Source organism: Streptomyces sp. NPDC026394, assembly GCF_055567735.1.
In genome coordinates, this window is the sequence record NZ_JBVHPX010000010.1 from 181557 (window position 1) to 200000 (window position 18444).

The window sequence follows — 18444 nt, forward strand, 5'->3', positions numbered from 1 at the left end:
CTTACTTCAGGCCGGCCTGGGCGCAGGCGGACCGGAACTTGGCGGTGCAGATCTCGGCCTTGGTGAAGAAGCCCTCCTGGCCGACATACTTCGCGATATCAGCCTTGGTGAGCGCGAAGGGCGTCACGATGACGGCCGGCACCTTCTTCTCGGTGGCGCTGTCGACGGTGGTCTTGGCGATCGAGTCCAGCTTCTTGCCCTGGGCGAGCGCGACGGCCATCGAGGCGGCGGCGTCGGCCTCCGGCTTGTACGGCTTGTAGACGCTCATGAACTGCTCGTCGCCGAGGATGCGCTGGACCGCGGAGAGTTCGGCGTCCTGGCCGGTGACCGGCGGCAGCTTGGTGAATCCGGCGCTCTTGAGGGCGGTGATGATGCCGCCCGCCATGCCGTCGTTGGCGGAGTAGACGCCGATGATCCTGTCCTTGCCGAGCGAGGAGATGGCGCCCTTCATGTTCTCGTTGGCGTTCTCCGGCTTCCACTCCTTGGTGTCGTACTCCTTGCCGATCTTGACCTTCCCGTCGAGCACGGAGTGCGCGCCGTCCTTGTACATCTTGGCGTTCGGGTCGGTGATCGACCCGTTCATCATGACGATCTCGCCCTGGTCGACCTTGTCACCCAGCTCCTTCAGCAGCGACTCGCCCTGGATCCGGCCGACCCGCTCGTTGTCCACGGAGGTGTACGCCTTGATCGGGCCCTCGGCCAGCCGGTCGTAGGCGACGACGGGGATGCCCTTGTCGTTCGCCTTCTTGACCGAGGCGGCGATGGACTTGGCGTCCACGGCGTCCAGGATCAGCGCGTCGACCTTCTTGGTGATCATCGTGTCGACCTGCTGCTGCTGGACGGCGGGGTCCTGCTTGGCGTTGTCGTAGAGGATCTCGGTGTCCTTGCCCGCCAGCTCGCGGATCTTCTTCTCGATCAGCGGCTTGTCGAACCGCTCGTACCGCGCGGTCTGGTTCTCGGGCAGCAGGAGGCCGATGGTCAGCGGCCCCTTCTTGTCCTTCTTGGCGTCCGAGTCGCCGCCGGCCTCCTTGGCGGAGCCGCAGGCGGCGAGTCCGACGGCCATCGAGACGGCGGCCGCGGCCACGGCAGCACGACGCAGGTGCGAGTTCACGGTGAAACCTCCCTGACGAGGCCGCGTCGTTGCGGCCGAGGTGGCTGGAAGTCAACTCGGCCGCTAGCAGACCGTCAAGGAGTAAATACTTAACGAGATGACAACGGTGCCATGCGTTAGCTGTGTGAACTCAGCGTGCCCCGTATACGGCAGCGTGCCCCGTATACGTCAGGCAATGGCAGAGGTACCGGTGCCGTCGCCGGGCCGGCCGGCGGCGACGCCGGGCACACCGGGGGCCGGCCGCCCGCCCGGCTGCGCGGTCCCCTCGGCGGACAGCGTGCCGTCCAGCAGCGTCGAGTCGCCCATCTCGCTCAGCACCAGAGCCAGCGCGCCGAGCACCTCGGCCCGGCCGCCGAGCGTCCCCGGCACGATCCCCAACTGCCGCGCCGCGCTGGGAATCGCGTACCGCGACACCGACTCCCTTATCGGCCCGAGCACCAGCTCCCCGGCCTCCGCGAGGTCGCCGCCGAGCACCACCCGGCTCGGGTTGAGCAGATTGCACAGATTGGCCACCCCGCTGCCGATGTGCCGCCCCACGTCCCCGATCACCCGGCGGCAGCCCGGGTCGCCCTCCCGGGCCAGCCGGACCACCTCCGCCATGGTCAGGTCGGGGCCGTGACTGGGCTGGAGCAGCGGGAGCACGTACCGGGCGGCGGTGAAGGTCTCCAGGCAGCCGCGGTTGCCGCAGCGGCAGACCGGCCCGGACTCGTCCAGCGTGATGTGCCCGATCTCGCCCGCGGTGCCGCCCGGCCCCCGGTAGATCTGCCCGCTGATGACCAGGCCCGCGCCGACGCCGCTGGCGACCTTGATGTACGCCAGGTCGGCGGCGCCGCGCCCGCTGCCCCAGACCAGTTCGCCGAGCGCGCCGAGGTTGGCGTCGTTGTCGACGTACACGCCGACGCCCAGCCGGCCGGACAGCTCCTCGCCCGGGTTCGTACCGCTCCAGCCCGGCAGGATGGCGGTCGAGCCGAGCGTGCCGGACTCCACGTCGATGGGGCCCGGGACGCCGAGGCCGACGCCGATGACCTTGCCCGGGCCGACGCCGGTCGCTTCGACCAGCCGGTTGACCAGGCGCTCGGCCCGGTCGAAGCCCTCCGCGGCGGAGGCGTCCACGTCGATCGGCTCGGTCTCCTCGGCGAGCACCTGATGGGCGAGGTTGCCGACCGCGACCCGCAGGTGCGAGTGGCCGAAGTCGACGCCCACGACGATCCCGGCGTCGCCGGAGAGCGAGACGCTGCGGGCCCGGCGGCCGCCGGCCGAGGTCGGGGTGACGTCGACGGTCCCGGCGTCCTTCAGTTCCCGAACGATGTTGGAGACGGTGGCCGCCGACAGGCCCGTGCTCCGGGCGATCTCCGCCTGGGTGAGCGAACCCGCCATGCGCACCGCGCGTACGACCCGCTCCAGATTGGCCCGGTGCAGCGAGGACTGCGAACCCGGAGTCTCCATCGACTCATCCACTCCCGCCTGTAGCGCCCGGCACGACGACCGGCCGCCGGCCGGGCCACGTCGACGAGACCCGGCTTGTCTCCAACATGTGAATCTAAGCTGACGTGCCCGGGTCCGGTTCCGTCAAGTCCTCGACCGGGTGCGCCGGGCCTGTGGCCGAATCCGGCCGTCCCCGGAGACCACGACGGCCCCCGGGCCCGCGGGACGGCGGGGCGGGGGCCGCCGCGCCGTACGGGTGCACGGCGCGGCGGTGCGCGGCTCGCACCGGCTCGCGCACCGGCTCACGGAGCTACTTCAGGGCGCCCGCCGTCAGCCCCGCCACCACCTGCCGCTGGAAGATGATGTACGCGCCGAGCACCGGCAGCATGGCGATGGTCAGGCCGGCGAACAGACCGGACCAGTCGCCCTTGTACCCCTGGCTGACCGCCAGCGCGACCAGGCCCTGGGTGAGCACCTTCTTGTCCGGGTCGCCGACGTTCAGCACCGTCGGCAGCAGGTACTGGTTCCACTGCCCCAGGAAGTTGAAGATGCCGACGCTGATCAGGCCCGGCTTGGCCATCGGCAGCATGACCTGGAAGAACGTCCGCGTGTGGGACGCGCCGTCGATCAGCGCGGCCTCCGCCACCGATGACGGCAGTGTCTTGAAGAACCCGCTGAGGAAGAAGACGGTGAACGGCAGGGAGTACGCGACGTAGACCAGGATCAGGCCGTGGTAGGTGTCCAGCAGGGCCATGTTCTTCATGACGAAGAACAGCGGGACCAGCGCGAGGATGACCGGGAAGCCCATCCCGCCCACGAAAAGGAAGTAGATGAAGCGGTTGCCCGGGAAGTCGAACCGGGCCAGCACGTACGCCGCCATCGCCCCCAGCAGCATGGTCCCGATCAGCGAACCGCCCACCACGATCAGCGAGTTGAAGAAGTACTGGCCCATGTTGGCCTTGTCCCAGGCGCGCGACCAGTTGTCGAAGTGCAGCGCCGACGGCAGCCCCCAGGGCGAGCCGAAGATCTCCCCGTCGTCCTTGAAGGAGCTGACCACCGCCCACAGCAGCGGCATGGTCACCAGCAGGCCCCAGATGACCAGGACGCCGTGCGAGAAGACGTTCAGGACCCGGCCCCCGCCACCCTCGCCGTTGCCCCTTTCGCCGCTCCGGCCCGTCGCGGCCGGGGTCTTGGTCTGCACGCTCATCAGAACTCCAGTCGCTCACGCCGGCCCAGCCGCATGACGATGGCCGAGAAGATCAGGGTCACTATCAGCAGGGCGACGCCGATCGAGGTGGCGTAACCGGCCTGACCGTCGCGGAAGGTCTTCTGGTAGACGTACAGCGGCAGCACCTCGGTGGAATAGTCCGGGCCGCCGGGCCCGACGCTCATGATCTGCACGAAGGCGAAGGCCGACACGTCCAGGGCCAGGATGCCCATGTAGATCCAGCCGGTCTGCACCGTGTCCCAGAGCAGCGGCAGGGTGATTCTGAAGAACGTGTTGATCCGGTTGGCGCCGTCCAGCAGCGCGGCCTCGTAGAAGTCCTTCGGTATGGAACTCATGCCGGCCGAGAAGAGTACGACGTAGAAGCCGACGTTGGCCCAGATCATCGCGCCCATGATGCACCAGAGCGCGAGCTGCGGGTCGCCCAGCCAGTTGGGCTGCACGTCGTCCAGCCCGACGGCCTGGAAGAAGGCGTTCAGCGCGCCGCTCTCCGGGTTGTAGGCGAACTGGAAGAGCAGGGCGACGATCGGGACCGACAGCACCTGCGGGAAGAAATAGAGAATCTTGTACGTGCCGGATCCGCGTACGCCGCCGATGACCGCCTTCTTCCTGCGGCGGCCACCGACGTTGAGCATGAAGGCGAAGAAGAGCCCGAGCGAGATCGTCACCACCGGCAGCAGCAGCAACAGCGCCACGCTGTTTCCCACCGAGGCCCAGAAGACGCTGTCCTTGAAGAGGCGCGTGTAGTTGTCGAACCCGACCATTTTCATGTCCGAGCTGAGGCCGGTCCAGTCCGTGAAGGAGTAGTAGATCGCCTGCACGAACGGCGATATCACGAAGATCGCGTATATCGCCAGGGGGAGGACCAAGAACCCGGCTATGAAGCGGTATTTACCGTGCTGCATGACTACCGATCCCGTTCTTTCCCCGCGACTGCCGTAAAGGCCACCGCTGGTGACGCGTGAGATGCACCGGTCAGCGCTTGTACTTCTTGACGCTGCTGTCGTCGCGCGTCTCGTCCGCGTACTTCTGGATCTTGTTGATCGCTTCGTCGGGAGTCATCCGGCCCGCCATCATCTCGCCCAGCGCGCCGACGCCGATCTTCTCCTTCTGCAGGGCCACGTACCAGTCCTGGATCCGCGGGTTGACGATGTTCCGGCCGGCCTTCCGCAGGACCTGCTGCGCCGAGTCCAGGCCCGGGGGCAGGGTCAGGCCTTCCGTGCCGCCGTTGAGCGAGGTGAGCGAGGAGACCTGCTTGATGAAGTTCTGCGAGGACTTCTTGCTGAGCATGATGCGCAGCATCTCCATGCCGCCGGGGGCGTTCTTGGCCTGCTTGGGCACGATGAACGGTTCGCCGCCGGAGGCCCAGATCGTGCCGAACGGCATCTTGTCCGAGCCGGAGAGGCTGGACGGGGGGCCGACCGCGAGCTGGAAATCCGGGTTCTTCTCGATCTGCTTGGCCGACTCGTTCTCGACCCATGAGCCGTTGGGAATGAAGAGGGCGCTGCCCTCGGCCCACGCCTTCCCCGCCTGAAGGTGGTCCAGGCCGGGCGAGCCCTTGAGGACGTACCCCTTCTTGTACAGCTCGTAGTACGCGTCGAAGGCCGCCTTGACCGCCGGGTCCTTCCAGGCGTTCGGCTCCAGGTTGTCGATCTTCCGCAGCACCTCCGTGCCGCCGATCTTGGCGATGAAGGGGTACAGGCTGAAGGGGAGGTAGTAGGGGTACTTGCCCGGGTAGACCCAGCCGGCCACACCCTTCTTCTTCGCCTTCTCGCACACGGCGAGCATCTCGTCCCACGTCTCGGGGTATTCGGCGTCGGCCACCTTCTGGAGGTTGGTCCTGGAATACCAGAGACCGTAGACCGTGTACGCGTAGTACAGGATCCAGGTTTCCTTGCCGCCGAACTGCCCCATCTCGACCACGCCGGGGCGCAGGGTGTCACGCACCTTCTTGTCCGGGTCGTCCGCCGACGGGGCGTCGAGCAGCGGCGTGAGGTCGGCGAGCTGGTTCTTGGAGACCAGCGTGCCGAAGTCCATCTGTTCGGCGCCGGAGTTGTCCACGAGATCCGGCGGGTTGCCTCCGTTGAAACGCGGCTGGAGCGTGGACTGGATCTTCTGGGTGGAGGTGAGCTTGACCTTGCCCTTGGTCTTCGGGAAGGCGACGATGTATTCGGCCTGGGCGTCCTTGGCGTACTTGTCGCCGAATCCGCCGTCGAAGATGACGACGTCGAGGGCGGCGCTGTCATTGACCGCCAGCGGATTCTTGGCGGACTTCTCCCCCTTTTCGACCTTCTCGCCGCCCCCACCGCCACTGCTGGCACACGCCGACAGCGCGCTCATGGCCGGTACGGTGACGATTCCGAGCGCCGCGGCCCGCTTGATCAGGTCGCGACGGCTGAAATTCGAGGTGGATCCCATGCGCAAGTCCTCGCCTTCTTCAGGACTCAGGCGGTGTACCGGAGCCACCCCGGCACCGCGGGTCAGATGAAGCTGAGTTGTACGGGATGTGCACCGGGCGCGCTAGGGATGTGCGGGGCCGATTTCTTGTGCTGCCTCGCAGGTCCTCCCGGGTCCGGGACGTCGTTCGCACAGACGCTCGGACGCCGACAGGTATAGTCCACTTCACGTCAACTCGGCAAGATCGTAAGCAAGTTCGGGCCGCCATCTTTCCCGAGTTGAGACCTCGCCGGTATGCACCGCTTCCGCCACGGACTTCCGGCCGCCGCGCGCAGGGCCACCCTTGACAACAAAGGCCCCACCCACCTTACTTATCTCTGCATTATGTAGCTGACAACGATGTCACCTTCGTTGGAATGCCAACTCCGTCGAGAGGTACGCGCGTGCGGCTCAGACACCGGCACAGACCCCTGCCCGGCACGGCCCGCCCCGTCGCCCTCGCGGCCGCGGCCCTGCTCGCCCTGACGGCCTACTCCCCCGCCGTCGCGGCCCCGCCCCAAAAGCCCCCGGCCCCCCGGGCGTTCAGCTCCTCCTTCGAGGCCGGTGATCCGCTGCCGGACTGGCGGGACACCGTCGAGACCGGTCCGGACGGCACCGCGAAGACCTCCGGGGTCGGCCCGGAAAGCGGCCCGGGCACCGGGATGAGCAGCCACCCCGACTCGGGCCCCACCGCCTCCCCCACCGCCAGGGCGAACGCGGGCTTCAGCGGGCTGCGGGCCCTGCGGTACGCGGGGACGCACACCGCGGCCGGCCGCGGCCACTCGTACAACAAGGTCTTCGACGTCGACGTGCCCGTCACCCGCGCGACCTCCCTCTCGTACCAGGTCTTCCCCGAGATGGCCGCCACCGACCTGGGCTACCCCGCGACCCACGTCGCGCTCGACCTGGCCTTCACCGACGGCACCTACCTCAGCGAGCTGCGCGCCACCGACCAGAACGGCGCCCCGCTGACCCCGCGCGGCCAGGCCGACGCCAGGACGCTCTACGTCAACCAGTGGAACCACCGCCAGTCACGCATCGGCGAGGTGGCGGCGGGCAAGACCGTCGACCGCATCCTGGTCGCGTACGACGCGCCCGCCGCGCCGAAGACCACGCCGGTCTTCCGCGGCTGGGTGGACGACATCACGCTCGGCCCCGAGGCCCGGCAGAAGCCGCCCGCCCACCTCTCCGACTACGTGGCGACCACCCGCGGCACGAATTCCAGCGGCAGCTTCTCGCGCGGCAACACCTTCCCCGCCACCGCCGTGCCGCACGGCTTCAACTTCTGGACGCCGGTGACCAACGCCGGCTCCACGGACTGGCTGTACGAGTACGCGCGGAAGAACAACGCCGACAACCTCCCCACCCTCCAGGCGTTCGCCGCCAGCCACGAACCCAGCCCCTGGATGGGCGACCGGCAGACGTTCCAGGTCATGCCGTCCACCGCCGCGGGCACGCCGGACGCCGGACGCACCGCCCGCGCCCTGCCCTTCCACCACAGCAACGAGACCGCGACGCCGCACCATTACGGCGTCACCTTCGACAACGGCCTCAAGGCGGACATCGCCCCGACCGATCACGCCGCGCTGATGCGCTTCACCTTCCCCGGCGACGACGCGAACCTGATCTTCGACAACGTCAACAACAACGGCGGGCTCACCCTCGACGCCGCGCGTGGCGTCGTCACCGGCTTCTCGGACGTCCGGAGCAACCTGTCCACCGGCGCCACCCGGCTGTTCGTGTACGGCGTGCTCGACGCGCCGGTCACCGCGGGCGGCAAGCTGAGCGGCGGCGGAGGCCCGGACGTCACCGGCTACCTGAAGCTGCGGCCCGGCGCGGACCGGACGGTCACGCTGCGCATCGCCACCTCCCTGATCGGCGTCGACCAGGCGCGCGCGAACCTGGAGCGGGAGATTCCGGCGAGCGACTCCTTCGAGCGGGTCCGGGACCGCGCCCGCGCCCAGTGGGACGGCATCCTCGGGCGCATCGAGGTCGAGGGCGCGAGCCGGGACCGCCTCGTCACCCTCTACTCCAACCTCTACCGGCTCTACCTCTACCCCAACTCCGGGTACGAGCAGGTGGGCGCGCGCACCCGGTACGCGAGCCCGTTCTCGCCGCGGACCGGTCCGGACACCCCGACACACACCGGGGCGAAGATCGTCGACGGTGAGGTGTACGTCAACAACGGCTTCTGGGACACCTACCGCACCACCTGGCCCGCCTATTCCCTGCTCACGCCGGAGCAGGCGGGGAAAATGGTCGACGGATTCGTCCAGCAGTACAAGGACGGCGGCTGGATCTCCCGCTGGTCCTCGCCCGGTTACGCGGATCTGATGACCGGTACCAGCTCGGACGTCGCATTCGCCGACGCGTACGCGAAAGGCGTGCGGTTCGACGCCGTCGCCGCCTACGACGCGGCGGTGAAGAACGCCACCGTCGCCCCGCCCAGCCCCGGTGTCGGCCGTAAGGGCATGACCACCTCGCCCTTCCGCGGTTACACGAGCACGGACATCAAGGAAGGCATGTCCTGGGCCCTGGAGGGATATCTCAACGATTACGGCATCGCCCGTATGGGACAGGCGCTGTACGAGAGGACGAAGAAGCCGCGGTACAAGGAGGAATCCGCCTACTTCCTCAACCGCGCCCGCAACTACGTCAAGCACTTCGACAGCGAGGTCGGATTCTTCCAGGGCAAGGACGCGGCCGGGAACTGGCGGCTGCCGCCCGACCGGTTCGACCCGCGCGTCTGGGGCCACGACTACACCGAGACCAACGCCTGGACCTTCGCCTTCGCCGCCCCCCAGGACACCCGTGGCCTGGCCAACCTGTACGGCGGCCGGGCGGGCCTGGCCGAGAAGCTGGACGCCTACTTCGCCACCCCGGAGACCGCGGCGAAGGAATTCGCCGGCTCGTACAACAACGTCATCCACGAGATGACCGAGGCCCGGGACACCCGCATGGGCATGTACGGACACAGCAACCAGCCGTCGCATCACATCGCGTACGCCTACGACGCCGCCGGACAGCCGTGGAAGGCGCAGGAAAAGGTCCGTGACGTCCTCTCCCGGCTCTACCTCGGCAGCGAGATCGGCCAGGGATATCCGGGCGACGAGGACAACGGTGAGATGTCCGCCTGGTACGTCTTCAGCGCGCTCGGGTTCTATCCGCTGGTGATGGGGTCGCCCGAATACGCGGTCGGCTCGCCGCTGTTCACCAAGGCCACCCTCCACCTGGAGAACGGCCGCGACCTGGTCGTCAAGGCACCGCGCAACAGCGACCGCAATGTGTACGTACAGGGTCTGCGGGTCAACGGAAAGCCGTGGCACTCCACCGCACTGCCGCACGCCCTGCTCGCCCGCGGCGGCACCCTGGAATTCGCGATGGGCCCGCGCCCGTCCTCCTGGGGCACCGGCAAGAACGCGGCGCCGTCGTCCGTCACCCGCGACGACCGGGTGCCCGCACCGGACGGCGACCTGACCGTGCCCGGCGGCAGCCCGCTCCTGGACGACACGTCGGACACCGCCACGTCCTTCACGACGCTCCCGGTGTCCCTCCCGTCGGCGGCGCGGGTGACCTCGTACACCCTCACCTCGGCGGCGCGGGCGGACGCGCCCGCCTCCTGGGTGCTGGAGGGCCGGGACCGGCACGGGAAGTGGCGGACCGTCGACCGGCGGACGGCCGAGTCATTCACCGCGGACCGGCAAACCCGAGTATTCACGGTCGGAGCGCCCGGCACCTACACCGATTACCGTCTGATTCCGTCAAGCCGCGCCAGACTTGCGGAAGTTGAGCTCATCGGGCCAGACAAACGGACTTAACGGACTAATTCATCAGACCAGCCGCAAACCAGTTGACATGTGAAGGGCTTGTGCAAAGATCCTGAGGATCCCGCGACGCACCTCATGTGGGTGCGTCGCGTCTCATCACATGGCAAATGGAGAATTACGTGGCCAAACTTCCCGGCCGTAAGCGCGGACGCGCCCTGACGCGTCTGGCTGTCGCGGCGGTCGCCGCCGCCCTGGTCGGCACCAGTGCCTCAGCCGCGGTGGCGGACACGCCGGCGCCGGTCCCGGCCCCGGTCAAGAAGCTCGACATCGGCGCAGTGACGCAGACGGCACCGAAGGCCCGTGCCTCGGCCCGTGTGCAGGCCCAGGACGCGCCGGTCTTCGGCCTCTTCGGCATCGAGCGCTCTTCCGGTTTCCTGTACCACTACGACCCGAACGGCACCGGCGGTCTCGACGAGCGTCTGTTCGCCGGAGCCGACTGGGACCTGCTCAAGGCCGCGGCCCCGGTCGACCACAACGGCGACAGCCGGGGTGACGGCCTCTGGGCCTGGGACTACGCCGGCAACCTGTACTACTCCGACGCCCAGACCGAGGACGAGGCCCGGACGATCGGCAGCGGCTGGAACATCTACGACAAGGTCCTGTCGCCGGGCAACCTGGGCGGCGGCGCCGCGTACGACATCCTCGCCCGCGACAACTCGGGCGTGCTGTGGCTCTACCTCGGCTACGACAACGGCAAGGTCGACCCGCGCGTCAAGGTCGGCGCCGGGTGGGGTGGCTACACCCAGATCTCCGGCAAGGGCGACCTGACCGGCGACGGCAGGGCCGACATCGTGGCCCGGGACTCCTCCGGTGTGCTGTGGCTCTACAAGGGCACCGGCAACTACAAGGCGCCCTTCTCTCCCCGCGTCAAGATCGGTGCGGGCTGGAACGCGTACAACGCCCTGGTGTCCACCGGTGACGTGGACATCGACGGCCAGGCGGACCTGCTCGCCCGTGGCAACGACGGCAAGCTGTGGCTGTACAAGGGCACCGGCAACGCGTCGGCTCCCTTCGCGCCGCGCAAGCAGCTCGGTTTTGGCTACAACATCTACAGCTGGATGTTCTAGTCCGTAAGGACACCGGCAGCCGGGAGACTCCTGTCGCCCCGGCCGCCCGCCGGTGAGGTGGTGGTGCGGCGCGTCCCTCCGGGGCGCGCCGCACCGCTGTTTCCGGCGCTCGGAGGCAGCCGGGCGACGCCGCAGAGATACGACGAGGGCCGCACCCCGGTCGAGGGTGCGGCCCTGGTCGCGTCACCCGCGCGCGTACGCGGCAGGCGTGCTGCTTACTTGCGGATCAGCGAGCGCAGCACGTACTGCATGATGCCGCCGTTGCGGTAGTAGTCCGCCTCGCCGGGGGTGTCGATGCGCACCTTGGCGTCGAACTCGACATCGCCTGCCTTGACCTTGACGGTCTCCGGGATGCCGCCGTCGTTCAGCGCGGTGACGCCGGTGATGTCGAAGGTCTCCTCGCCGGTCAGGCCCAGCGACTGCGCCGAGGCGCCCTCCGGGAACTGGAGCGGCAGTACGCCCATGCCGATGAGGTTCGAGCGGTGGATCCGCTCGTAGGACTCGGCGATGACGGCCTTGACGCCGAGCAGCGCGGTGCCCTTGGCGGCCCAGTCGCGGGACGAGCCGGAGCCGTACTCCTTGCCGGCCAGGATGACCAGCGGGATGCCGGCCGCCTGGTAGTTCTGCGACGCGTCGTAGATGAAGGAGACCGGGCCGTCCTCCTGCGTGAAGTCACGCGTGAAGCCGCCCTCGGTGCCCGGCGCGATCTGGTTGCGCAGGCGGATGTTGGCGAACGTGCCGCGGATCATGACCTCGTGGTTACCGCGGCGCGAGCCGTAGGAGTTGAAGTCGCGGCGCTCGACGCCGTGCTCCGTGAGGTACTGGCCGGCCGGGGTGTCGGCCTTGATCGCACCGGCCGGGGAGATGTGGTCGGTGGTGACCGAGTCGCCCAGCTTGGCCAGGACGCGGGCGCCCTGGACGTCGGAGACCGGGCTGGTCTCCATCGTCATGCCCTCGAAGTACGGGGGCTTGCGGACGTAGGTGGACTGCGGGTCCCACTCGAAGGTGTTGCCGGTGGGGATCGGCAGCGCCTGCCACTGGGCGTCGCCCGCGAAGACGTCCTCGTACGACTTGGAGAACATGTCCTCGCCGATGGCGTTGGCCACGACGTCGTTGACCTCGGCCTCGGAGGGCCAGATGTCCTTGAGGTAGACCGGGTTGCCGTCCTGGTCGGTGCCGAGCGCCTCGGTGGTGATGTCCACCTTCATGGAGCCGGCGATGGCGTACGCGACGACCAGCGGCGGGGACGCCAGGTAGTTCATCTTGACGTCGGGGTTGATCCGGCCCTCGAAGTTGCGGTTGCCGGAGAGCACCGAGGTGACCGCGAGGTCGGCCTCGTTGATCGCCTTCGAGATCTCCTCGTCCAGCGGACCGGAGTTGCCGATGCAGGTGGTGCAGCCGTAGCCGACCAGGTTGAAGCCCAGCTTGTCCAGGTAGGGCGTCAGGTTCGCCTTGTCGAAGTAGTCGGTGACGACCTTCGAGCCGGGGGCGAGGGTGGTCTTGACCCAGGGCTTGCGGGACAGGCCCTTCTCGACCGCCTTCTTGGCCACCAGCGCGGCGGCGACCATGACGTAGGGGTTCGAGGTGTTGGTGCAGGAGGTGATCGCGGCGACGGTGACGGCGCCGTGGTCGATCTCGTAGGTCGAGCCGTCGGCGGCGGTGACCAGGGTCGGCTTGGTCGGCGTGCCGTTGGAGACCGCCGGGGCGTCGGAGGCCGGGAAGGACTCCTTGCCCGCCTCGTCCAGGTCCGCCTCGCTGACGTAGTTGCGCACGTCCTGCGCGAACTGCTGGGCGGCCTCGGCCAGGATGATGCGGTCCTGCGGGCGCTTCGGGCCGGCGATCGACGGGACGACCGTCGACAGGTCCAGCTCCAGCTTCTCGGAGAAGTCCGGCTCGGCGGCCGGGTCCAGCCACAGACCCTGCTCCTTGGCGTACGCCTCGACCAGGGCGACCTGCTGCTCGGAGCGGCCGGTCAGCTTGAGGTAGTTCAGCGTCTCGTCGTCGATCGGGAAGATCGCGGCGGTGGAGCCGAACTCCGGCGACATGTTGCCGATGGTGGCGCGGTTGGCCAGCGAGGTGGCGGCGACGCCCTCGCCGTAGAACTCGACGAACTTGCCGACGACGCCGTGCTTGCGCAGCATCTCGGTGATGGTCAGCACCAGGTCGGTGGCGGTGGTGCCGGGCTTGAGCTCACCGGTCAGCTTGAAGCCGACGACGCGCGGGATGAGCATGGAGACCGGCTGGCCCAGCATCGCGGCCTCGGCCTCGATGCCGCCGACGCCCCAGCCCAGCACGCCCAGGCCGTTGACCATGGTGGTGTGCGAGTCGGTGCCGACGAGGGTGTCGGGGTAGGCCTGACCATTGCGGATCATGACCGTACGGGCCAGGTGCTCGATGTTGACCTGGTGGACGATGCCGGTGCCGGGTGGGACGACCTTGAACTCGTCGAAGGCGGTCTGGCCCCAGCGCAGGAACTGGTAGCGCTCCTTGTTGCGGCCGTACTCCAGCTCCACGTTCTGCTGGAAGGCGTTGGCGGTGCCGAACTTGTCGGCGATGACCGAGTGGTCGATGACCAGCTCGGCCGGGGCCAGCGGGTTGATCTTGGCCGGATCGCCGCCGAGCTCCTTGACGGCCTCACGCATCGTCGCGAGGTCCACGACGCACGGCACACCGGTGAAGTCCTGCATGATCACGCGGGCCGGCGTGAACTGGATCTCCTGGCTGGGCTGCGCCTGGGAGTCCCAGCCGCCCAGCGCACGGATGTGGTCGGCGGTGATGTTCGCGCCGTCCTCGGTGCGGAGCAGGTTCTCCAGCAGCACCTTCAGGCTGTAGGGAAGGCGGGCGGAGCCCTCGACCTTGTCCAGCCTGAAGATCTCGTACGACTCGTCGCCCACGCGCAGCGTGCTGCGGGCGTCGAAGCTGTTCGCCGACACGACAGTCTCCTTCAATGCATGATTCGCGCGTACCACCGCAATCCTGCCGTCACAGATCCTTGCCGATCAGCTAAGGTAAGGCTAAGTTAGGCAAGCCTTACTAGCGCGGCAGCGGTACGCCTCCCGGCAGATATCTCGATGTCGAGATAACTCTAGTACATCCCCGCCGCGCGGTCATGCGCGCCCGGCCGTCCAGAACAGGCGGACATCACCCCCGAACCACCCGAATTCGGCCAAAAATTAGGTTAGGCTAACCTTCTCTGCGTGAAGGCCGGTGAAGAACTCCCCCAGGCCGCGCAGTCCCGCGGCCACACCCTGACCGCCACGGACATCACCGTGGCGTACGACGGTGTCGACGTCGTGCACGACGCGTCCCTGCGGCTCTCGCCGGGGCAGGTGACCGTACTGGTCGGCCCCAACGGCAGCGGCAAGTCGACGCTGCTGCGGACCGTGGCACGGTTGCAGCGGGCGCGGAACGCGGCACTGACCCTCGGCGAGGAGACGGACGGATTCGCGCTCTCCCCCCGCGCGTTCTCGCGGCGGGTGGCGCTGCTGCCCCAAGGGCGGCCCACACCCAGCGGGCTGACCGTCCGGGACGTCGTGGAGTTCGGGCGCTACCCGTACCGGGGGCGCTGGGGCCGGGCCGACCCGGACGGGCCCGCGGCGGTGGAGCGGGCGCTCCGTCTGACCGGGGTCGCCGACCTGGCCGAGCGCGGTGCCGAGCACCTCTCCGGCGGCCAGTTGCAACGGGTGTGGCTCGCGGGCTGCCTCGCGCAGGACACCGGCGTACTCCTGCTGGACGAGCCGACGACCTACCTCGACCTGCGGTACCAGGTGGAACTCCTGGACCTGATCCGGGACTTGGCGGACGACCACGGGATCGCCGTCGGTGTGGTGCTGCACGACCTGGACCAGGCGGCCGCCGTGGCCGACCGGATCGTGCTGCTCCGGTCCGGCCGGGTGACCGCCGACGGAACGCCCGAGGACGTCCTCACCCCACAGCGGCTGACGGACACCTACGGCATCCGGATCGAGGTCTCCACCGACCCGTCGACCGGACGGCTGCGCACCCGCGCGATCGGCCGGCACCACACCCGGCGGCCGCCGCACGGCGACACGACACGGAACAAGAAGCACAACGCGCACGACGCGCACAGTGAAAGGCTCGGTGCCACCTCATGAGACGACTCCTCCTCACCGTCGCGGCGGCCACCGCCGCCGCGCTCACCCTGGGGGCGTGCGGCACCACCGAGCCCGCCGCCGACCAGGCGAAGAAGACCGCAGGACACCTCACCCTCACCGGCGCCTCCGGGACGAAGGTGGAGCTGGACGGGCCCGCCAAGAAGGTCGTCGGGACCGAGTGGAACGTCGTCGAGCACCTGGTGGCGCTCGGTGTCGCACCGGTCGGCATCGCCGACGTCAAGGGATACAAGTCCTGGGACAAGGCCATGCCGCTGAAGAACGAGCCGAAGGACATCGGCACCCGCGGCGAGCCGAGCATGGACACCGTCGCCTCGCTCGCGCCCGACCTCATCGTCGCCACCAGCGACCTGCCCAAGGCCGCCCTCACCCAGCTACGGAAGATCGCCCCGGTGCTGGACCTGAAGTCCGCCGACGCCACCGACCCGATCGGGCAGATGACGCGGGACCTGGACCTGATCGCCCGGGCCACCGGCACCACGGAGCAGGCCGGCAAGCTGAAGAAGGGCTTCGAGGCGAAGCTCACGGCGGGCCGGCAGGAACTGGAGAAGGCCGGGCGCAAGGGCACCGCGTTCGCCTTCGCCGACGGCTACGTGGACGGCAGCCAGGTCACCATCCGGCCGTACACCGGCGGTTCGCTGGTCGGCGCGGTGAACGAGAAGCTCGGGCTGAGGAACCCCTGGACCATGAAGGGCGACCCGGCCTACGGGCTCGGCACCACCGACGTCGAAGGGCTGACCAAGCTCGGTGACGTGCAGTTCGCGTACATCGGCAGCGACGACGACAAGACCAGCAACCCGTTCACCGGGGCGCTCGCCGACAACGCGGTCTGGAAGTCGCTCCCGTTCGTGAAGGCGGGCAAGGTGCACCGGCTGCCCGACGGTGTGTGGATGTTCGGCGGCACCGCGTCGATGGAGTCGTACGTGGACTCCGTCGTCGCCGCGCTGAAGAAGTGACGGCGAGGCGCGCGTAGACATCATGGCCGTCACCACCACCGCTCCCCCTGCCCCCGCCACGGCGGCGTCCCGGAAAGGCGGCGCGGCGGCGGTGACGGCTGTGCTCGTCCTGCTGATCGCCGCCCTCGCCCTCGTCGACATCGCACAAGGCACCTCCGGCGTCGGCGCCGCGGAGGTGTGGAAGGCGCTCACCGGACAGGCCGACGCGGCGGACGCCTCCGTCGTCGTCGCTTCCCGGCTGCCGCGGATGGCCGCCGGGCTCCTGGTCGGCGCGGTGCTCGGCATGGCGGGCGCCGCCCTCCAGGCCGTCAGCCGCAATGTGCTCGCCGCGCCGGACACCCTCGCGGTCAACGCCGGTTCCTACTTCTCCCTCGGGCTGGTCGCCGCGACCGGCGTCTCCCTGCCGCTGCTCGCCTCCTCCGGCGTCGCCTTCGTCGGCGGCCTGGCGGCCGCGGCCCTCGTCCTCGGACTGTCCGGTCTCGGCGCCGGAACCGTACGGCTGGTACTGGCCGGCAGCGCGCTGACCCTCGGCCTCAGCTCCGTCACGGAGGGACTGCTGCTGCTGTTCCCCGAGCAGACGGAGGGGCTGTACGCCTGGAACCAGGGCAGCATCGCGCAGAACGGTTTCGGCGGGGTGCTGTGGATGCTGCCGCTCGCCGTCGCCGGACTGGCCGGGCTGCTGCTCGTCGCCCGCCGGGTCGACGCCCTGGCGCTCGGCGACGACGCCGCGCGGGGACTGGGCGTCTCCGTGCGCGCCACCCGGGTCACCGCCGTCGTCCTGGCCGCGCTGCTGTCCGCCACGGCCGTCACCCTCGCCGGGCCGATCGGCTTCGTCGGGCTGAGTGCCCCGGCCGTCGTCCGCCTGCTGGCGCGCCGCTACCGCGGCCTCTCCCGGACGCGCGCGAACGTGACGCGGTCCGCGCTCACCGGCGCGGTCCTGGTCCTCGGCTCGGACGTCGCGCTGCGGGCGCTGGTGCCGGCCGACGTGGCGGTGGCCGTGCCGACCGGCGTGGTCACGAGCCTGGTCGGCGCCGTCTTCCTGGTGGTGCTGGCGACCCGCGGCCGGGACACCGGCGCCGCCGCCCCGCCCGACCGGCTGCACATCCGCAGCCGGACCGTCTTTTTGACGGTGGCCGGGACGCTGGTGGCGGCGCTGATCGCCGTGACGGTCGCATCCGTACTGCTCGGCGACTCCAAGCTGCTGCTCGGCGACGTCCTGAACTGGGCGCAGGGCCGAGCCGGCCGGGTCGTCTCCTTCGTCCTCGACACCCGGGTGCCACGGGTGCTCGCCGCCCTCCTCGCGGGCGCCGCCCTCGCCCTGGCCGGCACGCTGGTCCAGGCGGTGACCCGCAACCCGCTGGCCGAACCGGGCGTCATGGGCGTCTCCGGCGGCGCCGCGCTGGGCGCGGTGGTCCTGGTGACGACCGCGCCCGAGGCCGGGCCGACGGGCCTCGCCGCCGCCGCTTTCGCGGGCGCCGCCGTCGCCTCCGCGCTCGTCTTCGGGCTGTCGGCGCGCGGCGGCTTCCGGCAGAACCGCCTGGTGCTGGTCGGCATGGGCGTCGCCACCGCGAGCGCCGCCCTGATCAGCCTGCTCATCGTCCTCACCGACCCGTTCAACGCCACCAAGGCGCTGACCTGGCTGTCCGGTTCGACGTACGGGCGGACGCTGCCCGACCTGCTGCCGCTCGCCGTCGTCCTCGCGGTGGGCGTCGCCGTGGCCCTCGCCCGGCGCACCGAACTCGACCTCGTCTCGCTCGACGGGGACACCCCGCGGCTGCTGGGACTGGGCGTGCCCGGGGCGCGCCTCGGCTTCCTGGCGCTGGGCGTCCTGCTGAGCGCGGCGGCCGTCGCCGTGACCGGCACCATCGCCTTCGTCGGCCTGGTCGCCCCGCACGCGGCGCGTGCGCTGGTGGGCCGCCGGCACGTACGGGTGGTGCCGGTGGCGGTACTGCTGGGCGCGGTGCTGGTCGGTACGGCGGACATGGTGGGCCGGACGGTGATCGCCCCGGCCCAGCTCGGCGCGGGCCTGCTCACGGCGGTCATCGGCACGCCGTACTTCCTGTGGCTGCTGATCCGGACCCGGTCCTCGGCCCGGTAGCGGCACGAGGCCCGGCCACGTGCCGGGGCGGACGGCGGGGGGGGGGGGGGGCCGGGGGCGCCCCCGCAACCCCCCCCCCCGCCCGCCCCCCCCGGGCCCCCCCCCCGGCCCCCCCACCCGCCCGGCCCCGGCCCCCAGGCGCGGGCCCCCCCCGGGGGGGACACAC

General features: G+C 69.7%; 11 protein-coding genes. 5 read left to right on the forward strand and 6 right to left on the reverse strand.

Annotation, left to right across the window (positions count from 1 at the left end; genetic code table 11):
• Window position 1: 1 nt before the first annotated feature.
• The 5 genes from ACZ4QV_RS23630 to ngcE form a co-directional block, all read right to left on the reverse strand.
• The gene (locus tag ACZ4QV_RS23630) at window positions 2-1111 is read right to left on the reverse strand and encodes a substrate-binding domain-containing protein (RefSeq protein WP_361151357.1); all 1110 of its coding nucleotides are present in this window, start codon (window positions 1109-1111) and stop codon (window positions 2-4) included.
• A gap of 168 nt (window positions 1112-1279) precedes the next feature.
• A complete protein-coding gene (locus tag ACZ4QV_RS23635; RefSeq protein WP_361151355.1) occupies window positions 1280-2557 on the reverse strand; it encodes an ROK family transcriptional regulator in 1278 nt (425 codons plus the stop codon).
• A gap of 289 nt (window positions 2558-2846) precedes the next feature.
• Complete coding sequence (locus ACZ4QV_RS23640) at window positions 2847-3743, reverse strand: carbohydrate ABC transporter permease (RefSeq protein ID WP_361151354.1); 897 nt, start codon at window positions 3741-3743, stop codon at window positions 2847-2849.
• The gene (locus tag ACZ4QV_RS23645; protein WP_467763377.1) at window positions 3743-4666 is read right to left on the reverse strand and encodes a carbohydrate ABC transporter permease; all 924 of its coding nucleotides are present in this window, start codon (window positions 4664-4666) and stop codon (window positions 3743-3745) included. The genes ACZ4QV_RS23640 and ACZ4QV_RS23645 overlap by 1 nt, the downstream gene beginning before the upstream one ends.
• Before the next feature lie 70 nt (window positions 4667-4736).
• Window positions 4737-6179 (reverse strand): N-acetylglucosamine/diacetylchitobiose ABC transporter substrate-binding protein, encoded by a 1443-nt coding sequence (gene ngcE, locus ACZ4QV_RS23650; RefSeq protein ID WP_361151349.1) that lies wholly within the window; start codon window positions 6177-6179, stop codon window positions 4737-4739.
• A 422-nt stretch (window positions 6180-6601) separates the two neighbouring features.
• On the opposite strand from ngcE, the gene ACZ4QV_RS23655 reads away from it, so the two are divergent.
• Complete coding sequence (locus tag ACZ4QV_RS23655) at window positions 6602-10015, forward strand: GH92 family glycosyl hydrolase (RefSeq protein ID WP_361640380.1); 3414 nt, start codon at window positions 6602-6604, stop codon at window positions 10013-10015.
• A 128-nt stretch (window positions 10016-10143) separates the two neighbouring features.
• Window positions 10144-11091 carry an FG-GAP repeat domain-containing protein gene (locus tag ACZ4QV_RS23660; protein ID WP_361151345.1) on the forward strand — a complete coding sequence of 316 codons (948 nt, stop codon included), beginning with the start codon at window positions 10144-10146 and terminating at the stop codon, window positions 11089-11091.
• A 215-nt stretch (window positions 11092-11306) separates the two neighbouring features.
• Here ACZ4QV_RS23660 and acnA read toward each other — a convergent pair whose 3' ends face one another.
• Complete coding sequence (gene acnA, locus ACZ4QV_RS23665; protein WP_361592403.1) at window positions 11307-14024, reverse strand: aconitate hydratase AcnA; 2718 nt, start codon at window positions 14022-14024, stop codon at window positions 11307-11309.
• A gap of 264 nt (window positions 14025-14288) precedes the next feature.
• Between acnA and ACZ4QV_RS23670 the strand changes: the two genes are divergently transcribed.
• The 3 genes from ACZ4QV_RS23670 to ACZ4QV_RS23680 are packed head-to-tail and all read left to right on the forward strand — an operon-like array spanning window position 14289 to window position 18278.
• Entirely contained in the window at window positions 14289-15206 is a 918-nt protein-coding gene (locus ACZ4QV_RS23670) for an ABC transporter ATP-binding protein (protein WP_361151341.1), read from the forward strand.
• The gene (locus ACZ4QV_RS23675; protein WP_361592401.1) at window positions 15203-16180 is read left to right on the forward strand and encodes an iron-siderophore ABC transporter substrate-binding protein; all 978 of its coding nucleotides are present in this window, start codon (window positions 15203-15205) and stop codon (window positions 16178-16180) included. Before ACZ4QV_RS23670 ends, ACZ4QV_RS23675 begins: the two co-directional genes overlap by 4 nt.
• 22 nt (window positions 16181-16202) lie before the next feature.
• Window positions 16203-18278 (forward strand): iron ABC transporter permease, encoded by a 2076-nt coding sequence (locus ACZ4QV_RS23680; protein WP_361151337.1) that lies wholly within the window; start codon window positions 16203-16205, stop codon window positions 18276-18278.
• Window positions 18279-18444: the final 166 nt, after the last annotated feature.